This window comes from Phenylobacterium sp. (genome assembly GCF_046291545.1).
GTDB lineage: Bacteria > Pseudomonadota > Alphaproteobacteria > Caulobacterales > Caulobacteraceae > Phenylobacterium.
In genome coordinates this window covers 344422-362533 of the sequence record NZ_JBKBSM010000002.1, presented here as the reverse complement: position 1 = coordinate 362533, position 18112 = coordinate 344422, and the positions used below count along the sequence as shown (strand labels likewise).

At 71.9% G+C, this 18112-nt stretch carries 15 protein-coding genes; 6 read left to right on the top strand and 9 right to left on the bottom strand.

Going from position 1 to position 18112, the window contains the following annotated elements; translation table 11 throughout:
- The first annotated feature begins 67 nt into the window (after window positions 1–67).
- From ACK4YQ_RS08205 to ACK4YQ_RS08190, 4 genes are all read left to right on the top strand, one after another.
- Window positions 68–1843 carry an ATP-binding protein gene (locus ACK4YQ_RS08205; RefSeq protein ID WP_409610680.1) on the top strand — a complete coding sequence of 592 codons (1776 nt, stop codon included), beginning with the start codon at window positions 68–70 and terminating at the stop codon, window positions 1841–1843.
- 68 nt (window positions 1844–1911) lie between these two features.
- Window positions 1912–2298 carry a hypothetical protein gene (locus tag ACK4YQ_RS08200; protein ID WP_409610188.1) on the top strand — a complete coding sequence of 129 codons (387 nt, stop codon included), beginning with the start codon at window positions 1912–1914 and terminating at the stop codon, window positions 2296–2298.
- Window positions 2298–2495: a helix-turn-helix transcriptional regulator gene (locus tag ACK4YQ_RS08195; protein ID WP_409610186.1), complete on the top strand. Its 198-nt coding sequence runs from the start codon at window positions 2298–2300 to the stop codon at window positions 2493–2495. The genes ACK4YQ_RS08200 and ACK4YQ_RS08195 overlap by 1 nt, the downstream gene beginning before the upstream one ends.
- Before the next feature lie 235 nt (window positions 2496–2730).
- Window positions 2731–4740 (top strand): transglycosylase domain-containing protein, encoded by a 2010-nt coding sequence (locus ACK4YQ_RS08190; RefSeq protein WP_409610184.1) that lies wholly within the window; start codon window positions 2731–2733, stop codon window positions 4738–4740.
- A gap of 3 nt (window positions 4741–4743) precedes the next feature.
- Here ACK4YQ_RS08190 and ACK4YQ_RS08185 read toward each other — a convergent pair whose 3' ends face one another.
- Window positions 4744–5751: an NAD(P)H-dependent flavin oxidoreductase gene (locus tag ACK4YQ_RS08185; protein WP_409610182.1), complete on the bottom strand. Its 1008-nt coding sequence runs from the start codon at window positions 5749–5751 to the stop codon at window positions 4744–4746.
- Window positions 5752–5910: 159 nt separating this feature from the next.
- Between ACK4YQ_RS08185 and ACK4YQ_RS08180 the strand changes: the two genes are divergently transcribed.
- Window positions 5911–7350 carry a methylmalonyl-CoA mutase family protein gene (locus tag ACK4YQ_RS08180; RefSeq protein ID WP_409610179.1) on the top strand — a complete coding sequence of 480 codons (1440 nt, stop codon included), beginning with the start codon at window positions 5911–5913 and terminating at the stop codon, window positions 7348–7350.
- On the top strand, window positions 7347–9506 hold the full coding sequence (gene scpA / locus ACK4YQ_RS08175) for a methylmalonyl-CoA mutase (RefSeq protein ID WP_409610177.1): 2160 nt from the start codon (window positions 7347–7349) through the stop codon (window positions 9504–9506). Before ACK4YQ_RS08180 ends, scpA begins: the two co-directional genes overlap by 4 nt.
- Window positions 9507–9527: 21 nt before the next feature.
- Here the strand turns inward: scpA and ACK4YQ_RS08170 are convergent, their stop codons facing one another.
- The 8 genes from ACK4YQ_RS08170 to ACK4YQ_RS08135 form a co-directional block, all read right to left on the bottom strand.
- Window positions 9528–9899, bottom strand: a complete 372-nt coding sequence (locus ACK4YQ_RS08170; protein ID WP_409610175.1) for a VOC family protein — start codon at window positions 9897–9899, stop codon at window positions 9528–9530.
- 7 nt (window positions 9900–9906) lie between these two features.
- On the bottom strand, window positions 9907–11589 hold the full coding sequence (locus ACK4YQ_RS08165; protein WP_409610173.1) for a SulP family inorganic anion transporter: 1683 nt from the start codon (window positions 11587–11589) through the stop codon (window positions 9907–9909).
- A 136-nt stretch (window positions 11590–11725) separates the two neighbouring features.
- The gene (dgcA, locus tag ACK4YQ_RS08160) at window positions 11726–12697 is read right to left on the bottom strand and encodes an N-acetyl-D-Glu racemase DgcA (RefSeq protein WP_409610678.1); all 972 of its coding nucleotides are present in this window, start codon (window positions 12695–12697) and stop codon (window positions 11726–11728) included.
- 81 nt (window positions 12698–12778) lie between these two features.
- Complete coding sequence (locus tag ACK4YQ_RS08155) at window positions 12779–13270, bottom strand: hypothetical protein (protein WP_409610171.1); 492 nt, start codon at window positions 13268–13270, stop codon at window positions 12779–12781.
- The gene (locus ACK4YQ_RS08150) at window positions 13267–13866 is read right to left on the bottom strand and encodes a PleD family two-component system response regulator (protein ID WP_409610169.1); all 600 of its coding nucleotides are present in this window, start codon (window positions 13864–13866) and stop codon (window positions 13267–13269) included. Before ACK4YQ_RS08150 ends, ACK4YQ_RS08155 begins: the two co-directional genes overlap by 4 nt.
- A 160-nt stretch (window positions 13867–14026) precedes the next feature.
- Window positions 14027–16993 carry a polar localization protein TipN gene (locus ACK4YQ_RS08145; protein ID WP_409610167.1) on the bottom strand — a complete coding sequence of 989 codons (2967 nt, stop codon included), beginning with the start codon at window positions 16991–16993 and terminating at the stop codon, window positions 14027–14029.
- A gap of 179 nt (window positions 16994–17172) precedes the next feature.
- Entirely contained in the window at window positions 17173–17370 is a 198-nt protein-coding gene (locus tag ACK4YQ_RS08140; RefSeq protein ID WP_409610165.1) for a hypothetical protein, read from the bottom strand.
- Window positions 17371–17479: 109 nt separating this feature from the next.
- Complete coding sequence (locus tag ACK4YQ_RS08135; RefSeq protein ID WP_409610163.1) at window positions 17480–18004, bottom strand: beta/gamma crystallin-related protein; 525 nt, start codon at window positions 18002–18004, stop codon at window positions 17480–17482.
- Between the last annotated feature and the right edge of the window lie 108 nt (window positions 18005–18112).

Here is an 18112-nt window from a genome sequence, read left to right as displayed (position 1 = left end):
TCACCCTGCCGCTTGATCATCCTCGCAAAAGAAGTGCGCTTGGGGGGAGGATCGACGCTTGGCTCGAATGGACGATGCGGAGCGCATGGCGGCCCTCAAGCTGTTCATCGCATCCAACCGCACCATCCCTCAGCGCATGGGGCTTGCGGCGGCCGTCACCCTCGGCGCCCTGCCCCTGCTGCCCTGGTGGCAACCGCTCGTCTGGCTCGCCTGCGTGATCTCAGCGGCCCTGCTTGAGCGCTCCTTGGCCTCGTCCTTCGAGCGGCGCGCCGAGTCGCCCCCGACCGACCGCCTCCTGCTCACGATCATGGGCGTCATCATCCTGGCCGGATGCAACTACGCCGTCATCGCCGCCCTGCTCTGGCTGTCCGGCGACCTCGTCGCCCGGCTGCTGGCGGTCTCGATCTTCACCGTCACCACGCTCTACCTGCTGATGCAGTTCTACGCGCGCCCACGCATGTTCCTTTGGGCGACCACACCGCTCCTGCTTGCGGCCTGCGCCGGCGTGGCCGACCTGATCGCCGGCGTCGTGGCCGAGGGGCGCCCCCTGCGCATCCTGCCCGCGGTCGTCAGCGGCGCGGTGCTCGTCTATTACTTCGCCGCGGCGCGCCAGATGTTGTCGGCGTCGCGCACGGCCCTTCGGTCGGCCCGCGCCGAGGCGATGGAGCGCGGTGTCGCCGCCGAGGCCGCCAGCCACGCCAAGTCCGCCTTTCTCGCCACCATGAGCCACGAAATCCGCACGCCCCTGAACGGCGTGCTCGGCATGGCCCAGGCCATGGCCGCCGGCGACCTCAGCGCCGTCCAGCGGGAACGGCTGTCGGTCATCCGCCAGTCGGGCGAGGCCCTGCTCGCCATCCTCAACGACGTGCTCGACATCTCCAAGATCGAAGCCGGCAGGCTCGACCTCGAGGAGATCGAGTTCGATCTTGGCGACCTCGTGCGCACCGCCCGTCTGGCCTTCTCCGGCGACGCCGAGACCAAGGACCTGGCCCTCACCCTGCACGTCGCCCCCGAGGCCGAGGGCGTCTACCGCGGCGATCCGACCCGCGTGCGACAGATCGTCTACAACTTCATCTCCAACGCCCTGAAGTTCACCGCCCGCGGCGAGGTGCGCCTGCAGGTCAACATCGTCCCCGGCTCGGGCGAGATCGTGATCGCCGTCACCGACACCGGCGAAGGCGTCCCGCCGGACCGGATGGACCGCCTGTTCGACAAGTTCGTCCAGGCCGACGTCTCCACCACCCGCCGCTTCGGCGGCGCTGGACTGGGGCTGGCGATCTGTCGCGATCTGGCCACCCTCATGGGCGGCGAGGTCCGGGCGGAAAGCACGCCGGGCGTCGGCTCGACCTTCAAGGTCGTCCTGCCCCTGCCGCGGGTCGGGGACCGCCGCGGCTCCCATGCCGGCCAGGCGCCCGCCCCCGCCGGCGAGCCCGGCGCGGACCACGGCGAAATTCGCATCCTCGCCGCCGAGGACAACCCCATGAACCAGCTCGTCCTGAAGACGCTGCTGCACCAGGCCGGCATCGATCCCGTGGTGGTCGAGAACGGCGCCGAGGCGGTGGAGGCCTGGCGCCGCGAGCGCTGGGACCTGATCCTGATGGACGTGCAGATGCCGGTGATGGACGGCCCCACCGCCGCGCGCGCCATACGCGCCGAGGAGGCCGCCCGCGGCGCTGCGCCCACGCCCATCATCGCGCTCACCGCCAACGCCATGGCCCACCAGGTGGCCGAGTACCGCGCCGCCGGCATGACGGGTCACGTCTCCAAGCCCATCGAGGCCGCCCGGCTCTACGAGGCTATCGACCAGGCCCTGCTGACGGCCGCCGCCTCCGACGCCGCCTGATCCTACCGATGTCAGGTTGACCTGACATCGGGCGCATGTAAGGTTTGCCTTCCATCGCAGGAGCAGTCATGTCCGCCGACCTTCCCCGACGCCGCTACGCTCGACGCACCTTCGCCTTCATGGGCGCCTATGTCGCGGTTAACGCCGCCGCCGTCGCCGGCGCGTTCGACGATCTGCGGCGGCCCGGCGCATGGGTCCTGGGGCTGGCGATCGCCGCCCCCGTCGCTGCACAGATCTGGGCGACGCTCGAACTTATGCGCCAATGCGACGAGTTCGTGCGTGCGGTTCTCGCCAAGCGCTTCATCATCGCCTCGGGCGTGGCGATGGCCCTGTTCAGCGCCTGGGGCTTTCTTGAAAGCTACGCCCAGGCGCCGCACGCCCCGGGGTGGCTGATCTATCCGCTGTTCTGGGCCGCCTTCGGGGCGGTGACGCCCCTGGTGCGGACCTCCCGCTGATGCGCAACCGCCTGAGGGTACTACGCACCGAGCGCGGCTGGACACAGGAGGAGCTCGGCCGCCGGCTTGGCGTGTCGCGGCAGGCGGTGAACGCCCTGGAGACCGAGAAGCACGATCCCTCCCTCGATCTGGCCTACCGGATCGCGGCGCTGTTCGGTCTTGCAGTGGAGCAGGTCTTCGACAATCCCCACGCCTGACGCCGCCGACACATCCTGGCCTTGGCCTTGCGTCAGTCTGTCCGCTCCCGTCCGCCGGCTCGTCCCTTGCAGGACCCGCCGGCCACCTGTCCAATCGGCCCCCTAAAGGCACCTTCCGGATTTTCCCTTGCCCCCCAGGACGTTCGCCAAGCCGCCATCGACGCCCAGACCGCCGCCTCCGCGGCGCCCGGGTCTGCGTTGGGGCGCGCTCCTCGGCGCGGTTCTCGCCGTTGTCGTGGTCGGCGCCGCAGGCACGGGCCTGGCGGTTCAGCGGTTCTATCTCGCCGACCTGCCGGCGATCCCCGACCGCGCCGCGCTTTGGTCGGCCGGCCGCCCGCGGGGGGTCACCTTCCTGGGCCCCGACGGCAAGGTCGTCGCTTATCGCGGCCCGCGGCACGGCCGCCGGGTCGATCTGGCCGAGCTCCCGGCGCACGTGCCCCTCGCCTTCCTCGCCGCCGAGGATCGCCGCTTCTACCAGCACGGCCCCGTCGACGTCCGCGGCCTCGCCCGTGCGGCGCTCGCCAACCTGCGCGCCGGCCATGCCGTGGAGGGCGGCTCCACCCTGTCCCAGCAGCTCGCCCGCACCCTGTTCCTCAAGCCGGACAAGACCCTGAAGCGTAAGATCCAGGAGGCCGCCCTGGCGGCGCGCCTGGAGCGCTCCCTGACCAAGGACGAGATTCTCGAGCTCTACCTGAACCGGATCTACTTCGGTGACGGCGCCTATGGCCTCGCGGCCGCCGCCGACCGCTACTTCGGCAAGGACGCGTCTGACCTGACGCTCGCCGAAGCCGCACTCCTCGCCGCCCTGCCCAAGGCCCCCAGCCGCCTGGCCCTCACCAACGACCTGCCGGCGGCCTGGAGCCGCGCCCGCCTGATCCTGGCGGCGATGCAGGACACCGCCTGGGCCACGCCCGCCGAGATCGCCGCCGCCTCCGCCGGGCCGCCCAAGGTGCGCCCCCCCGGGGCGCGGCCCGAGGGCGACATGGCCTGGGCGCTGGACGCGGCCGCCCGCGAGGCCGAGACCCTGGTCGGCCAAGCCGCGCCCGACCTCGTCGTCCGCATCACCGTCGATCCGGCGCTCCAGGCCAAGGCCGCCCAGGCGCTCCGCCGCAACCTCGGCCGCGGCCGCCAGGGCGCGCTCGTGGCCCTGGCCCCGGACGGCGCGGTCCGGGTCATGGTCGGGGGCGTCGATCACGCCAGGAGCCCCTTCAACCGTGCCCTGCAGGCGCGCCGCCAGCCGGGCTCGGCCTTCAAGCCGATCGTCTGGGCCGCCGCCCTCGAACGGGGGGTCAATCCCTACGACGTGCGGGCGGACCGGGCGATCGACATCGACGGCTGGTCGCCTCAGAACTACGGCGGCGGCTACAGCGGCGCCGTCACCGTCGAACGCGCCCTTCGCCTGTCCCTCAACACCGTCGCGGTCCGCCTGGCGCGGGAAGTCGGCGTCGATCGGGTGGCCGAGCTCGCCCGCCGCTTCGGACTGTCCAGCGTGCCCGAGCACCCGGGCCCCTCGCTCGCCCTGGGCGCCTACGAAGTCAGTCTCCTGGACCTCACCTCGGCCTACCAGGTGCTTCAGGCCGGCGGCTCGCGCGTGCGGCCGTATCTTGTCTCGCAGATCACCAACGCCCGCGGCGACGTGCTCTACCAGAACACCCCCGGCGCGCCTGTCCCGGTCTATCCGCAGTACCAGGCGGGCCAGATGGTGCGGATGATGGAGGGGGTGATCTCCTCCGGCACTGGCGCGCGCGCCGCCCTCGGCCGTCCCGCGGCCGGGAAGACCGGCACCAGCCAGAACTATCGCGACGCCTGGTTCGTCGGCTTCACCCCCGACTGGGTCTGCGGCGTCTGGGTGGGCCACGACGACAACCGTCCGATGCGCGGCGTCACCGGCGGGCTTACGCCGGCCGTGATCTGGCGCACCTTCATGGCCGACGCCCATCAGGGCCTGCCGGTGCGGGACTTCGACTGGGCCGCCCCGCTGGAGCCGCCGACGCCGCCGGACTGGTACTACGAGCCCTACTACGAAGACCCGTACGACGACATGGCCGCCGACCGCGACTACGCCTACGGCTACGGTCCCGACGAAGCGCCGTGGAACGACCAAGCCCCCGCCGAGGCGGCGGAAGGCCCGGCCTTCAGCCCGGGTTATGGCCGCGCCCGCCGCCCCCAGGACGAACGGGCCTGGGCCCCCGAGCCACGGGAGGAACGCCGGCTTCCGACCTGGCCGCCTAGCGTTCCCTTCTAGGGCCTATTCCGCCGCCAGCGCCGCGGCCCGCTTGCGGGTCAGGGCCACCTTGGCCTCCAGGGCCTCGACCGCGGCGTCGTATTCGCGGGTGAGCCGCTCGATCAGCTCGGCCGCGGACGGGATGTCCTTGACCGCCCCGATGCCCTGGCCGCAGCCCCAGATGTCCTTCCAGGCCTTGGCCTTGGTGTTGCCCCCCGAGCCGAAGTTCATCTTCGACGGGTCCGATTGCGGCAGGTTGTCCGGGTCCAGCCCCGCGGCTTCGATCGAGGGCCGCAGGTAGTTGCCATGCACCCCCGTGAACAGGTTCGTATAGACGATGTCGTCGCCGCTCGAGGCCACGATCATCTCCTTGTAGTCCTGCACCGCGTTGGCTTCCTTGGTCGCGATGAAGGCCGAGCCGATGTAGGCCAGGTCCGCGCCCATCGCCTGGGCGCCCAGAATCGCCGCGCCGTTGGCGATCGAGCCGGACAGGGCGATCGGCCCGTCGAACCACTCGCGCAGTTCCTGGATCAGGGCGAAGGGCGACAGCTTGCCGGCGTGTCCGCCGGCCCCCGCCGCCACCGGGATCAGGCCGTCGGCGCCTTTCTCGATCGCCTTGCGGGCGAAGCTGGAATTGATGACGTCATGCAGGGTCACGCCGCCGTAGGAGTGGATCGCGTCGTTCACGTCGGTGCGCGCGCCCAGAGAGGTGATGACGATCGGCGCCTTGTACTTGACGCACAGCTCCACGTCCTGCTCCAGCCGGTCGTTGGTCTTGTGCACGATCTGGTTCACCGCGAACGGCGCGGACGGCGCGTCGGGGTTGGCCTTGTCGTAGGCCGCCAGCTCTTCGGTGATCCGCGCCAGCCACTCGTCCAGTTGGCTGATCGGCCGCGCGTTCAGCGAAGGAAACGAGCCGACGATGCCCGCCTTGCACTGGGCGATCACCAGGTCCGGATTCGAGATGATGAACAGCGGTGAGGCGATCACCGGCAGGCGAAGGCGATCGCGCAGGACGGGCGGCAGGGCCATGGACGAGGTCCTCTCTAATATCAGGTGCGTTCTAATATTTACAGCGTACGCACATCACGCGGCGGCGTGCAAGCGGCGTTGCGCCGCGGGCGGCGCGCAGGCCGCGGTTCCCCTACGGCGACTTGACGCGAAAGGCGCACGCGGCCCATCTGGCCCGCCATGGCCGACACCTCCCATCTCGCCTCCGCCTTCCCCGCAGCCAGTGCGGCGGACTGGCGCGCCCTCGTCGAAAAGACCTTGGGCGACAAGCCGTTCGAGAGCCTTTTCGGCGCCACCGTCGACGGCGTGCCGATCGCGCCGCTCTACACCGCCGACGACGCGCCCGCCCCGCCGCCGATGGCGATGCGGCCCTTCGACGCCGATCGGCCCTGGGACCTGCGCGTGGCCGTCGCCCATCCCGACCCGGCCGCCGCGAACCGCGAGATCCTGCGGGACCTGGAGGGCGGCGCGGCGTCCACGATTCTGCGGCTCGACCCGGCCGCCGAGGACGGCGTCGCGGTCGGCTCGGCCGATGACCTCGCCCGCGCCCTCGAGGGCGTGCTGCTCGAGCTCGCCCCGGTGGGCCTGGACGCCGGTTTCCTCGGGCCGAGGGCCGCCGACTGGCTGAGCGCCGTGGCCAAGGCCTCGCCCGCCGCCCGCCTGCACTTCAACCTCGATCCCCTGAGCGCCTTCGCCCAGGCGGGCGAATCGCCCGGCCCGATCGAAAGCCATCTGGTCTCCGCCGCCACCGTCGCGGTGCGCATGGCCGAGACCTATCCCCAGTCCCAGCTCTTCCTGGCCTCCGGCCGGGTCGTTCATGAGGCCGGCGGGGGCGAGGTGGGCGAGCTGGCGTTCGCCGCCGCCGCCGCGGTCGCCTACGCCAAGGCCCTGGTCCGTGCGGGGCTGCCGATCGCATCGGCGCTCTCGCGCATCACCCTCAGCCTGGCGGCGGACGCGGACTACTTCGTGACCATCGCCAAGCTGCGTGCGGCCCGCGCCGTCTGGGCGCGGATCGCCGAAGCCTGCGGCGCGCCCGGACCGGCTCGCATCGAGGCGCGCTCCTCGCGCCGCATGCTGGCCGGACAGGACGTCTGGACCAACATGCTGCGCCTCACCTCCGCCGGCTTCGGCGCGGCGGTCGGCGGCGCCGACGCCATCCAGCTCGGGACCTTCACCGACGCGATCGGCGCGCCCACGGCCTTCGCCCGGCGCCAGAGCCGCAACACCCAGCTCGTTCTGATGGAGGAGGCTCACCTCGGCCGCGTCGCCGACCCGGCCGCCGGCGCCGGCTATGTCGAGGCGCTGACCGACGGCCTCGCCCGCGCCGCCTGGGCCGCCTTCCAGGCCATCGAGGCGAAGGGCGGCCTCGTCGCCGCCCTGACGGACGGGGCGGTCGCCGCCGACGTCGCCCGAGCCCTGGAAGCCCGCGCCGCGGCCGGCGCGCCGAAGATCGTCGGCGTCACCGCCTTCCCGCCCGCTCAGGAAGCTCCGGTCGAGGTGGAGCGCCCCGCGCGCACGCCCGTCGAGGCCCCTTCGCCCCGCCTGCCCGGCCCCGACGGCGCCTGTCCGCCGCTGACGCCGATCCGCCTGTCCGCTCCTTTTGAGGAGGCCGCGCGATGAGCCGCTTCCCCGACTTCTCCACCCTGCCCTTCGACGCCGGCTCGGCCGCCGCGCCGCCGGCCGCCGAGGCGCCCTGGCAGACGCCCGAGGGCATTGCGGTCAAGTCCGTCTACACCGCCGCCGACGTCGCCGACCTGGACGCCCGCCACGGCTATCCTGGCCTGGCCCCGTTCCAGCGCGGCCCCTACCCGACCATGTACCTGACCAACCCGTGGACCATCCGCCAGTATGCGGGCTTCTCCACGGCTGAGGACTCCAACGCCTTCTACCGGCGCAACCTCGCCGCCGGTCAGAAGGGCCTGTCGGTCGCCTTCGACCTGGCCACCCACCGCGGCTACGATTCCGACCACCCGCGGGTGAAGGGCGACGTCGGCATGGCGGGCGTGGCGATCGATTCCATCCTCGACATGCGCACCCTGTTCGACGGCATCCCGCTCGACCAGATGAGCGTGTCGATGACCATGAACGGCGCGGTCCTGCCGATCCTGGCGCTCTACATCGTCGCCGGCGAGGAACAGGGCGTCCCGCACGCCAAGCTGTCGGGCACCATCCAGAACGACATCCTCAAGGAGTTCTTGGTCCGGAACACCTACATCTATCCGCCCGGACCATCGATGCGGATCATTTCCGACATCTTTTCATATACTTCGCGCGAAATGCCGAAGTTCAACTCGATTTCGATCAGCGGCTATCACATCCAGGAGGCCGGCGCGACGCTGGACCTGGAATTGGCCTACACCCTGGCCGACGGCGTCGAGTACGTCCGCGCCGGCGTCGCCGCCGGCATGACGGTCGACCAGTTCGCCCCGCGCCTGTCGTTCTTCTGGAACGCCGGCATGAACGCCTTCATGGAGATCGCCAAGCAGCGCGCCGGACGCCTGCTGTGGGCCAGGCTCATGAAGGAGAACTTCGACCCCAAGGACTCCCGTTCGCTCGCCCTGCGCGCCCACACCCAGACCAGCGGCTGGAGCCTTGCGGCTCACGACGTCTTCAACAACGTCCCGCGCACCTGCGTGGAGGCCATCGCCGCCGCCAGCGGCCAGACCCAGAGCCTGCACACCAATTCGCTGGACGAAGCCCTGGCCCTGCCGACGGACTTCTCTGCGCGGATCGCCCGCAACACCCAGCTCTTCATCCAGATGGAGAGCGGCCAGACCCGGGTGATCGACCCTTGGGGCGGCTCCTACTACGTCGAGCGTCTGACGGCCGACCTCGCCGCCCGCGCCCTGGAGCATATCGCCGAGGTCGAGGCCCTTGGCGGCATGGCCCGCGCCATCGAGGACGGCCTGCCCAAGCGCCGGATCGAAGAGGCCGCCGCCCGCGCCCAGGCCCGCATCGACTCCGGCCGCCAGAGCGTCGTCGGGGTCAACCGCTACAAGCCCGAAAGCGCCGACGAGATTCCGGTGCTCAAGGTCGACAACACCGCCGTGCGCGAGCGCCAGCTCGAAAAGCTGAAGCGCCTCAAGGCCGAGCGTGATCCCGCCGCGGTCGCCCGCGCCCTCGAGGCCCTGACCAACGGGGCCCGCGGCGGCGGCAACCTGCTCGAGCTTTCCGTCGAGGCGGCACGCGCCAAGGCTACGGTCGGCGAGATCAGCGACGCCCTGGAGGCGGTCTTCGGCCGCCACAAGGCCCGCGCCGACGCGGTCAAGGGCGTCTACCTGCGCGAGTCCGGCGACACCCCGGCCGCCGACCGTGCCCGGGCCCTCGCCGAGGCTTTCCGCCAGGCCGACGGCCGCAAGCCTCGCATCCTGGTCGCCAAGATGGGCCAGGACGGGCACGACCGCGGGCAGAAGGTGATCGCCTCCGGCTTCGCCGACCTCGGCTTCGACGTCGACATCGGCGATCTCTTCCAGACCCCCGCCGAAGCTGCGGCCGAAGCCGTCGAGGCCGGAGTCCACGTGGTGGGGGCCAGTTCCCTCGCCGCCGGCCACCTGACCCTGGTGCCGGAGCTGAAGGCCGAACTCGCCCGCCTGGGCCGCGCCGACATCATGGTGGTTGTCGGCGGCGTCATTCCGCCTGAGGATTTCGACGCGCTGCGCGAGATGGGCGTGGCGGCGATCTTCACGCCGGGTTCGCCTGTGCCCGAGGCGGCCATCGAGGTGATCGAGCGCCTGAACGAGCAGCTCGGCTACGCCCAGGTCGAACCGGCCCGCTAGAACCCGGCGGGCGCCCGGTCCTCAGGCTCCCGAGCCCAGCATCACCACGTTGCCCTCGCTGTCGGCGAACAGGGCGAAGCGCTCCTGCGGGCTCCAGGGTGCGGCGGTCGGCTCCTGCGTGAACCTGACGCCCCGCGCGGCGAGTTCCGAGTGGGCGGCGTCCACGTCCTCGCACACCAGGATCAGCGCCGGCTCCGGTCCGGGCGCCTCGGCCCCCGCCCGCGCGAACAGGATCCGCGTCGCCGCACCGGGAATCTCGAACTCGATCCAGCGCCAGTCGTCGCCGTAAGGGGTGTCGTTGACGAGGGTCAGCCCCAGGACGTCCCGATAGAATCCGACGGCCCGGTCCTGGTCGCGCACGGGCGCGCTGGCGAACTTCACATGCCGGAACATCGCCGCCTCAGTCGCTGTCGGCTTCTCCGGCGATCCTAGCACGCGCCGAGGCGACCGCGTGCTCCACGTTGCTGCGGAACCGCGCCAGCGGGGGGCGCACCCCATGCCGCAGCAGCGCCCGGCGCACCTCCCGCCCGGCCCCGGCCACATAGACCCTCGCCCCGTGACGGCCGGCGTTGCGCACGAAGCTCGCCAGCGAGGCGGCCGCGGTGGAATCCAGCAGCGGCACGTCCGAGACGTCCAGCACATAGGCCTTGGGGTGCTCGCCGATCCGGTCCAGCGCCGTGCTCACGGCCGAGGCCGCGCCGAAGAAGAACGCGCCGGAGATACGGAAGACCGCGACGTCCCGGTCCCCTACCAGCCCTTCGGCATAGCCGCGGTCGTCCTCTTCGCCGGCGCCGGCTTGCACCCCCACCGTCGTCGACATGCGGTGGATGAACAGGAGCGCCCCGAGGGAGAAGCCGGCGACGATGCCCGTCGACAGATCCTTGAAGATGGTCAGGCCGAAGGTGGTCAGCAGCACCGCCGCGTCGCCCTTTGAGGCCCGGATCAGCGTGGCGAACTCGTGCTTCTCGGCCATGTTCCAGGCCACCAGCGCCAGCACGCCGGCCAGGGCGGCGAGCGGGATGTACCCCGCCAGCGGCGCCGCCACGAGCATGAAGGTCAGCAGGAAGGCTGAATGCAGCATCCCCGCCACCGGCCCGCGCGCGCCGGCGCGCACGTTCGTCGCCGTCCGGGCGATGGTGCCGGTCACCGGAATCCCGCCGAAGAACGCCGAGCCCACGTTCGCCGCGCCCTGGGCCATCAGCTCCATGTTCGATCGGTGGCGGCGACCGCTCATGCTGTCGGCCACCACCGCCGACAGCAGGCTCTCGATCGATCCCAGAAGGGTGAAGGACAGCGCCGCCGGCAGCACCGCCTGGATCTTCGCCAGGTCCACCGGCGGCAGGTGCGGCGCCGGCAACCCTCGCGGAATGCCGCCGAACTTGCTGCCGATCGTCTCCACGGGCAGGCCAAGGGCGATGGCGGCGACCGAGGCGACGACCACCGCCACCAGCATGCCCGGCCAGTGCGGACGCCAGCGCTTGAGGCCGAGGATGACGCCGATCGACAGGGCGCCCACCGCCACCGCCGGCCAGCTCGCCGTGGGCAGCGCCTGGGCCAGGGCCGCGAGCTTCGGCGCCAGCTCGCCCGGCTCCGGGCCCGAAAGGGTGAGGCCCAGCAGGTCCCTGATCTGGCTCGCCAGGATGATCGCCGCGATGCCGGCGGTGAAGCCCACCGTCACCGGATAGGGGATGTAGCGGATGAACGACCCCAGCCGCAGCGCCCCCACCGCCGCCAACATCAGGCCCGACAGCAAGGTGGCCAGGACCAGCCCGTCCACCCCATGCTGGTGCACGGTGGCGGCCACCAGCACGATGAACGCGCCGGCCGGCCCGCCGATCTGATAGCGGCTGCCCCCAAGGGCCGAGACCAGGAATCCGCCGACGATCGCCGTGAAGAGCCCCCGTTCGGGGCCCACGCCCGAGGCGATGGCGATGGCCATGGAAAGCGGCAGGGCGACGATGGCGACCGTCAGTCCGGCCAGCGCGTCGGCCCGCAGGTCGCGCAGCCCGTAGCGCTCGCTCAGCACCGTGAAGAGCTTGGGCGTGTAGTTGTCGGCCATTCTCGGCCGGTGCGCCATGGTCATCCTGTACTCCGGCCTGCGCCAGGTCCGCCCGTCCGCCGCCCCGGCGGCGGGCGGGCGTCCATGCGTCCTGCCGCCCGAGCTGATGCGGGCGCCATGACAATTGTCAACTTTCCGGCGGGCCGCGGGGGCGACCGCCTCAGCCCCACAGCGCCGGCGTCGGCGGCTCGATCAGCGAGCCGATGAAGGTCAGTCCTGGAGTTCGGTCACGGGCCAGCAACAGCGGACCGTCCAGATCCACGAACGCCGCGCCCTGGGCCATGATCATCGCCGGCGCCATCGCCAGCGAGGTCGCCACCATGCAGCCGGCCATGATCTCCAGCCCCCGCGCCCTCGCTGCGTCCGCCAGCGCCAGCGCTTCGGTGAGCCCGCCGGCCTTGTCGAGCTTGATGTTCACGCAGCCGTAGCGCCGCGCGCAGGCGTCCAGTTCGGCTCGGGTGTGCAGGCTCTCGTCGGCGCACAGCATCACCGGACTCTCGAAGCCTTCGAGCGCCTCGTCCTCCCCGGCCTTGAGCGGCTGTTCGATCAGCTTCACGTCCAGGCGCGCGAATTCCGGGGCCAGCCGCTCCAGGTCCGAAAAGCTGAGCGCCTCGTTCGCGTCGACCACCAGCCGCGTCTTCGGAGCTGCGCCGCGCACCGCCGCCACCCGGTCGAGGTCTCCGGGTCCGCCGATCTTCAGCTTCAGCATCGGGCGCCGCGCTGCGGCCCTGGCGGCCTCCGCCATCTCCTCCGGCGCGCCCAGGCTGATCGTATAGCAGGTCTTCACAGGGTCCAGCCGTGGCCGCCCGGCGAGCCGCCACGCCGGCTCGCCGGCGAGCTTGGCCTCCAGGTCCCAAAGGGCGCAGTCCAGGGCGTTGCGCGCTGCGCCGGCCGGCAGCAGCCCCTGCAGTTGCTCGCGCGAAACGCCGGCCTCCATCGCCGTCCGGACGCCCTCGATCTGCCGGAGCACCCCGTCCACCGTTTCGCCATAGCGGGCGTAGGGCACGGCCTCCCCGCGCCCTCTCGCGCCCTTCTCGGATATTTCGGCGACCACCACATGCGCCTCGGTCTTGGCGCCGCGGGCGATTTTGAAGGCGCCGGCGATGGGCCAGCGCTCATCTTGGACGGTCAGCGTGCGCAGGGCTGGGCTCCGGTCAATGGGGTCGGCCGCGGGTCGGCCGTCCGCCTGCCCTAGCGAGCCCCCGCCGCCGGTTCAAGACGCGGCCGGGGTGTCGGCCTTGGGCGCCGCATAGCGCTGGCTCACCCGGCGCAGACCGCTCAACACCGCCTCGGTCTGCTTGGCGTCCTGCGCGCTCTCGGTGTGCAGCAGCAGCTTCAGCGCCTGCACGTGAACCTGCATGGCCTCCACGTCCCACCGCCCGGTCGCGCCCAGGTGATCCACCAGGTCGCACAGGCTGTGCAGCGCCACGTCGATGGCGTTCAGGCCGCACACCGAAGCCAGGCCGATCGGCGGGCTCACCAGGCCGTAGAGCTCGGCCAGGAACGCCTTGTCGTACGCCGCGGGACACTGTCGCATGAGCGCCTCCGCCTCGCCGATCATCTTGCCCAGTTCGGCGACGCATTGGCCGGCCACCGTCCCCAGGTTGGCGGTGGCGCGGGTGATCGCCTCGGCGAGCGGCAGGCCGCCCGGCGCGCGCAGCAGGGCGCCGAGCTGGCGCTTGGGCATGAAGAAGCTGACGCTCACAGCTTGACCTTCTGGGTGGGCACCAGGCCGTCGATCATGTCCTGGTCCATGTTGGGCGTCACCGCTTCGCCCACGTCGGGCGGCAGGTCGTCCCGCCGCCGGCCGGGACCGCCGCCGGGCACGCCCTCGTTCTTGATCCGCCGATCCGGACCCACATAGGTGTCGCAGTCGACGAACTTGCGTCCCTCGCGGGCGATCCAGACCACCCGCTCCAGCACCGCCTTCGGGGTCAGCGGCTTCTTCATGATGAAGTCGGCGCCGCAGTTGCGCGCCTGTTCGATCGCATGGGTCGGCGTGTGTCCCGCCGTCAGCAGCACCGGCGCATAGCAGTTGGGCTCGATCTTGCTGCGCCTCAGCCAGGCGACGAACTCATAGCCCTCGCCTGTCGGCGAGGCGTCGACCACGGCCAGGTCGATGGCGAAGCGCTGGATGATGTCCTTGGCCTCGTCGGCGTTGGCGGCTCTGTGCAGGGTCTTGGCGCCGAAGCCGGTCAGCACCTGCACCAGGATCTCCAGGCCCAGAGGCGTGCCGTCGAGCAGCAGCACCGAGGCCCGCTCGAAATTGAAGCGCGCGCGGGAGTTCGCATCCAGCCCCATCAGCGCAACGCTGTCCGCACACCCACGGCCACCCTCCCGGCGACGCCGCCTTGCGAGCACGGGCCCCCGCCCGGTCGAGAGGCATGCAACGCCCCCGATCGATTAGGAGTCGGGTCCGTTAATGAAGCCTTGCCGGCGCCTGCGGCGCAGGCGCGCGGCCCTAGGCTCCGTCTCCGGCCGCGGCGTCTAGCAGCAGGAAGGCGCGCCCGGCGTCCGACGCCAGCAGGGCGCCCAGCTCCAGGCCGTCCTTGTCCCGCTTGGCGGCGTCCGCCAGCAGGCGCTGGTGGCGGGCCACGTAACGGCGCACCTGCTGCTTCAGCGGCGCGTCGGTGAACAGCCGCCGCGCCAGGCGCCGCGTGGCCGCCGGCGCAAGGCGCCGCACCAGCGTGCGGCAGGCGTCGGCCTCGCCGTTCTGCAGCAGATCGGCGATCTCCTCCATCCGCGCCCGCGGCAGCAGGGCGGCCGGATCGATGCCCATGCTGGTGATTTCCGCGATCAGGCTGACCTCGCCCTGGGTTTCCGGCGCCGCCTCGTCGGTCTCGTCGATCGAGGAGAGCAGCTCCTTCCAGGTCCAGCCGTCGCCCGCCTCAGCCGGCTCCGGCGTGCGCCCTCCGGCCGCGTCGAATACTTCCGAGAATTCCTGGTCGCTCGCCGTGGGCGTCAGGCGCAGCCGCTGGCGCAGGCCCATTTCCGCCGCCGGCGTCGCGGCGGGCGCCGGCTCCGCAAGCGAGGCGCCGCCCTTGCCCGGCCGGCCGCCTGGCACGGACCGCGGGGCGGGCGCCGGACCGGCGTTGGTCGCCACCGCCCCCATCAGCCGCACGGCCTCGCTCAGCATCTCGTAGTTGCGGCGCACCCGCTCCTGGAAGGCCAGGTCGATCGCCTCGGTCTCCTCGGCCGTGCGCCGGGCATGCTCCATCAACTGATCCATACCCTGGATCACGGCGTTGCGGACCTCCTCGGCCTGCTGACGCGCCGCCGCAGGCAGTTGCGACGCCCGCGACTCGATCTCCTGCAGCATCTTCTCCAGTTCCTGCAGGGTGCCCCGGGCCGCATTGGCGCCCTCGTCCAGCTTCTTGGCCGTCGCCGCCCCGGCCTGTTCCACCATCTGGGCCGATCGCTCGATGAGGTCTCGCGCCTCGGCGAGGCGGGCCTCGAACACCTGATTGGCGCGTTGGCCGGCGGTGAAGGCCGCCTCCGCGAGCTGGTCCACCTGGGCGCGGGCGGCTTCGGCGTGCCGCTCGGCGGCCTGGCGCGTCTCCTCGGCCGCCTTGCCCAGGGCCTCGATCGACGCACGGGTCTGGGCTTCCAGCTTGGCGCGCTCCTCGGCCGCAGCGGCGGCGACCGCCTCCAGCGATTGCTTGGTCGAGGCGCCGAACGCCTCGCGCTCGACCTTGGCCTGGTCGGAGAATTCGCGGAACTGGTCGGCCGCCTCGGCGATCAGGCCGCGCAGGGCGTCTGCGCCCTTGATCGCCCGGTCGCCCATTTCGGAAGCCGACAGCCGGGCCTGGGCGATGAACTCCGACAGTTTGGCCGTCTGGCTCTCGGCCTCGGCGGCGAACACCTCCTGGTCGGCCCGCAGGGTCTGGCTGGCGGCGACCAGGGCCGCCCGCTGCTCGACCAGCCCGGCTTCCACGGCGTTGATCTGTTCGGCCACGCCGCCGCCCGCGCTCTCCAGCCGGGCGATGTGCCGCGTGAGGTCCTCGCCGGCGGTGCGCGCCACGTCGGCCGCCGATCCGGCCGCCGCCGTCAGGTCCGCCGCCCGTGCGGTCAGCGAGGCTTCAGCCTCGCGCAGTTGCGTCTCCGCCAGGTCCGAAGCGTCCGCCACGATCCGCGACTGCCGCCCGATCGCCTCCACGGCCGAGGCGGCCTGGGCTTCCAGCGCTTGGGCCAGGCCCGCCATGTCCGTGCGCTCGCGCCCCAGGGTCTGAGCGAGCGTCTCGGCGGCCTTGGTCGAGGCCGCCGTGGTCTCGGCCAGCCGTTCGGTCTCCGCCGCCAGGGCCTGGCGCAACGCCAGCAGCGATTCGCGCGCCTCCTTGGCGGTGCGCCCTGCGGTCACGATCTCCTCGCGCACGGCCTGCACCAGGTCGCCGGCCCGGCCGGCGGCGATCACCGCGGGCGATACCATGTCGTCTGCAAGGGCCTTGGCGCGGGCGGCCTCCGTGGCCAGCCGCATGCCCTGGCGAGCCAGGTAGGCCGACACCCAGATCAGCGCCACCGGTCCGATCGCCAGAGCGGCGAGGCCGGCCAGCAGCATCGGGTCGAGCGTCCGGCCCGACGACAGGCCGAGCGAAGTCCAGGTCAGCACCGCCAGTGCGCCGATCCAGGCCAGGGTCGCCCCGGCCGCGCCGATATAGATGGGCCAGCCGGAGGACGTGGGCTCGACAGGGCGGCGGGCCGCGCTGCGTTCGCTGGTCGGGCGTGCGCTGCGCGCCGCGCTCCGGCCGCTGGTCGCGGCGCCGGGGATCGGCGAGGCCGCCGCCGGCCGCGACGGCTGACTGGCCGCAGCGCCCGGCGGCCGTCCCTGCGGCTCGCGCCGCAACGGCGCGGCCCCGCCGCTACGCGCCAGCGGAGCCGGAGCGGCGGTCGGTTGGGAACGCTCGGCTGCAGGCTTGATTTCCCAAGCCTTCTGCTGCGGCGCCTCCGGCTTCTTCTGAGGCTCGGCCTGCACGGCGGCCGACGGAGGCTCCCCCTGCGGCTTCGGCGCGGCAGGCTCGCCCCGGAAGGCGGCGGGCCGCGCCGGCTCGCTCCGGGTCGCTTCCGGAGGCGCCGGCTCGACCGGCGCGGCGGCCTTCGGGGTCGGCGCTTCCGGCGCCGGCGGCTTCGGGGCGGGGGCGGGCTCGGCGGCCGGCTTCTGCGGCTCAGCCGAAGGCGCTTCGGCCGCCGGGGCCTCATCCGCGGCGGTCTCGGGTGCGGCCGTCAGGGCCGGCGCAGGGGCGGCCTTGGGCGGCTCCTTCGGCGCAAACAGGGCCTCATCCGGCGACAGCGGCGGCGGCTCGGCGGGCGACAGGTCGAAATCCGGAGCGACCTCCAACTCCATGTCGAGCGCCTCGGCGTCGTCGAACTCCGCCGCGACCCCTTGGGCGAGCGCTCCGAAATCCAGCGTTTGCCGCCGCTTCCTGATCTTCATACGCGATCCGTCCGGCGCGGGCTGACAACTGCGGTGGATGACGAGCGCGACCCCACGCGCCGCCCCGCACTCGCGCCTCAAGCGAAGGATTACCGACGAAGTCGCCCAAGGCAAAGCACGATCCGACGATCATGCGCTTCAAAGGCTCGATTTGTAGCGGAAACTCCGGCTTTTGGCCGCTAAGTCTTAACGGCCTTGGCCCGCGACTGCGGGCAATCGGCCACCGCCGTCGGCTTGGGAGAGGTGCGCGCGATCGTGCGCTCCGCCGGCGCCGGCCTTGGGGCCTGATGCGCCTCCACGGGCACGCCAAGATGCGAAAAGGCGGCGGCCGACGAGTGGACGACCACCGCCGCAACGATCTCGGTCAAGGTTTGCATCGGATCTCTCCCCGATCCCGATACGATTCCGGCGAGCGGTGTTATCCGCCCAGCCGCCCCCTAGGGCAATGTGACGCAACGTGAATTTTTGGTCATGCAGTGACGCTGGTCAGTATCGACGGCACAGCAGGTCACGAATGATGGTCGTGTTGGCGACGTAGCGCCCCTCTCCGTCCACCGCGCTCGGAGCTCGGTCGTTGGAGTCGTAGTAGAGCGCCGGACCCAGCCCCTGCGAACGGCAGAAGGCGTTGGCCGACATGCCGCCGGCGGCGATGTCGCGTCCGTCGAAGCTCGGATAGGGGAAGAACACCGATCGGGCGCCTTCGGCCGAGCGGCCCTGGCCGCCGCTCCAGCCCGGCCGGCCCCCGCCGCCATAGCCGCCGCCATAGCCGCCCGAACTGGTCTGCAGCGAGGAGATTCGCTCCGCCATGCCGATGCGGTTCAGGTCGGGGACATCGCCGCGCACCGTCTGGCAGCGACCGCCGAAGCCGGCGTCTTCACATACGCGCCATTCGCCCTGGAAGCGGGCGCTGCGCGCCTTGTCGTTGAACCGCAGGCCCGAGAGGTTCTCTTCGCTGGCGTAGACGTCGACGCTGCGGCCTTCGAAGTTGTAGCCCTCGTAGAGCGTCGCCATGGGCCGGCGCCCGCCCCCATAGGGCTGCGCAGCGGCCGAGAGAGCCAAGCATCCGACCGCGCCCACGGCGACGGCGGCAAGGGCAAGTCTGCGCATCGAAGGTCCTCC

Bases quoted from the DNA above. Each gene is read 5' to 3' on its own strand.
- ACK4YQ_RS08170 (WP_409610175.1), bottom strand. From the start codon at position 9,899: ATGTTCCGGCATGTGAAGTTCGCCAGCGCGCCCGTGCGCGACCAGGAC.
- scpA (WP_409610177.1), top strand. From the start codon at position 7,347: ATGAGCCGCTTCCCCGACTTCTCCACCCTGCCCTTCGACGCCGGCTCG.
- ACK4YQ_RS08150 (WP_409610169.1), bottom strand. From the start codon at position 13,866: ATGGGGCTGGATGCGAACTCCCGCGCGCGCTTCAATTTCGAGCGGGCC.
- ACK4YQ_RS08140 (WP_409610165.1), bottom strand. From the start codon at position 17,370: ATGCAAACCTTGACCGAGATCGTTGCGGCGGTGGTCGTCCACTCGTCG.
- ACK4YQ_RS08205 (WP_409610680.1), top strand. From the start codon at position 68: ATGGACGATGCGGAGCGCATGGCGGCCCTCAAGCTGTTCATCGCATCC.
- ACK4YQ_RS08135 (WP_409610163.1), bottom strand. From the start codon at position 18,004: ATGGCGACGCTCTACGAGGGCTACAACTTCGAAGGCCGCAGCGTCGAC.
- ACK4YQ_RS08185 (WP_409610182.1), bottom strand. From the start codon at position 5,751: ATGGCCCTGCCGCCCGTCCTGCGCGATCGCCTTCGCCTGCCGGTGATC.
- ACK4YQ_RS08145 (WP_409610167.1), bottom strand. From the start codon at position 16,993: ATGAAGATCAGGAAGCGGCGGCAAACGCTGGATTTCGGAGCGCTCGCC.
- ACK4YQ_RS08200 (WP_409610188.1), top strand. From the start codon at position 1,912: ATGTCCGCCGACCTTCCCCGACGCCGCTACGCTCGACGCACCTTCGCC.
- ACK4YQ_RS08180 (WP_409610179.1), top strand. From the start codon at position 5,911: ATGGCCGACACCTCCCATCTCGCCTCCGCCTTCCCCGCAGCCAGTGCG.
- ACK4YQ_RS08195 (WP_409610186.1), top strand. From the start codon at position 2,298: ATGCGCAACCGCCTGAGGGTACTACGCACCGAGCGCGGCTGGACACAG.
- ACK4YQ_RS08165 (WP_409610173.1), bottom strand. From the start codon at position 11,589: ATGACCATGGCGCACCGGCCGAGAATGGCCGACAACTACACGCCCAAG.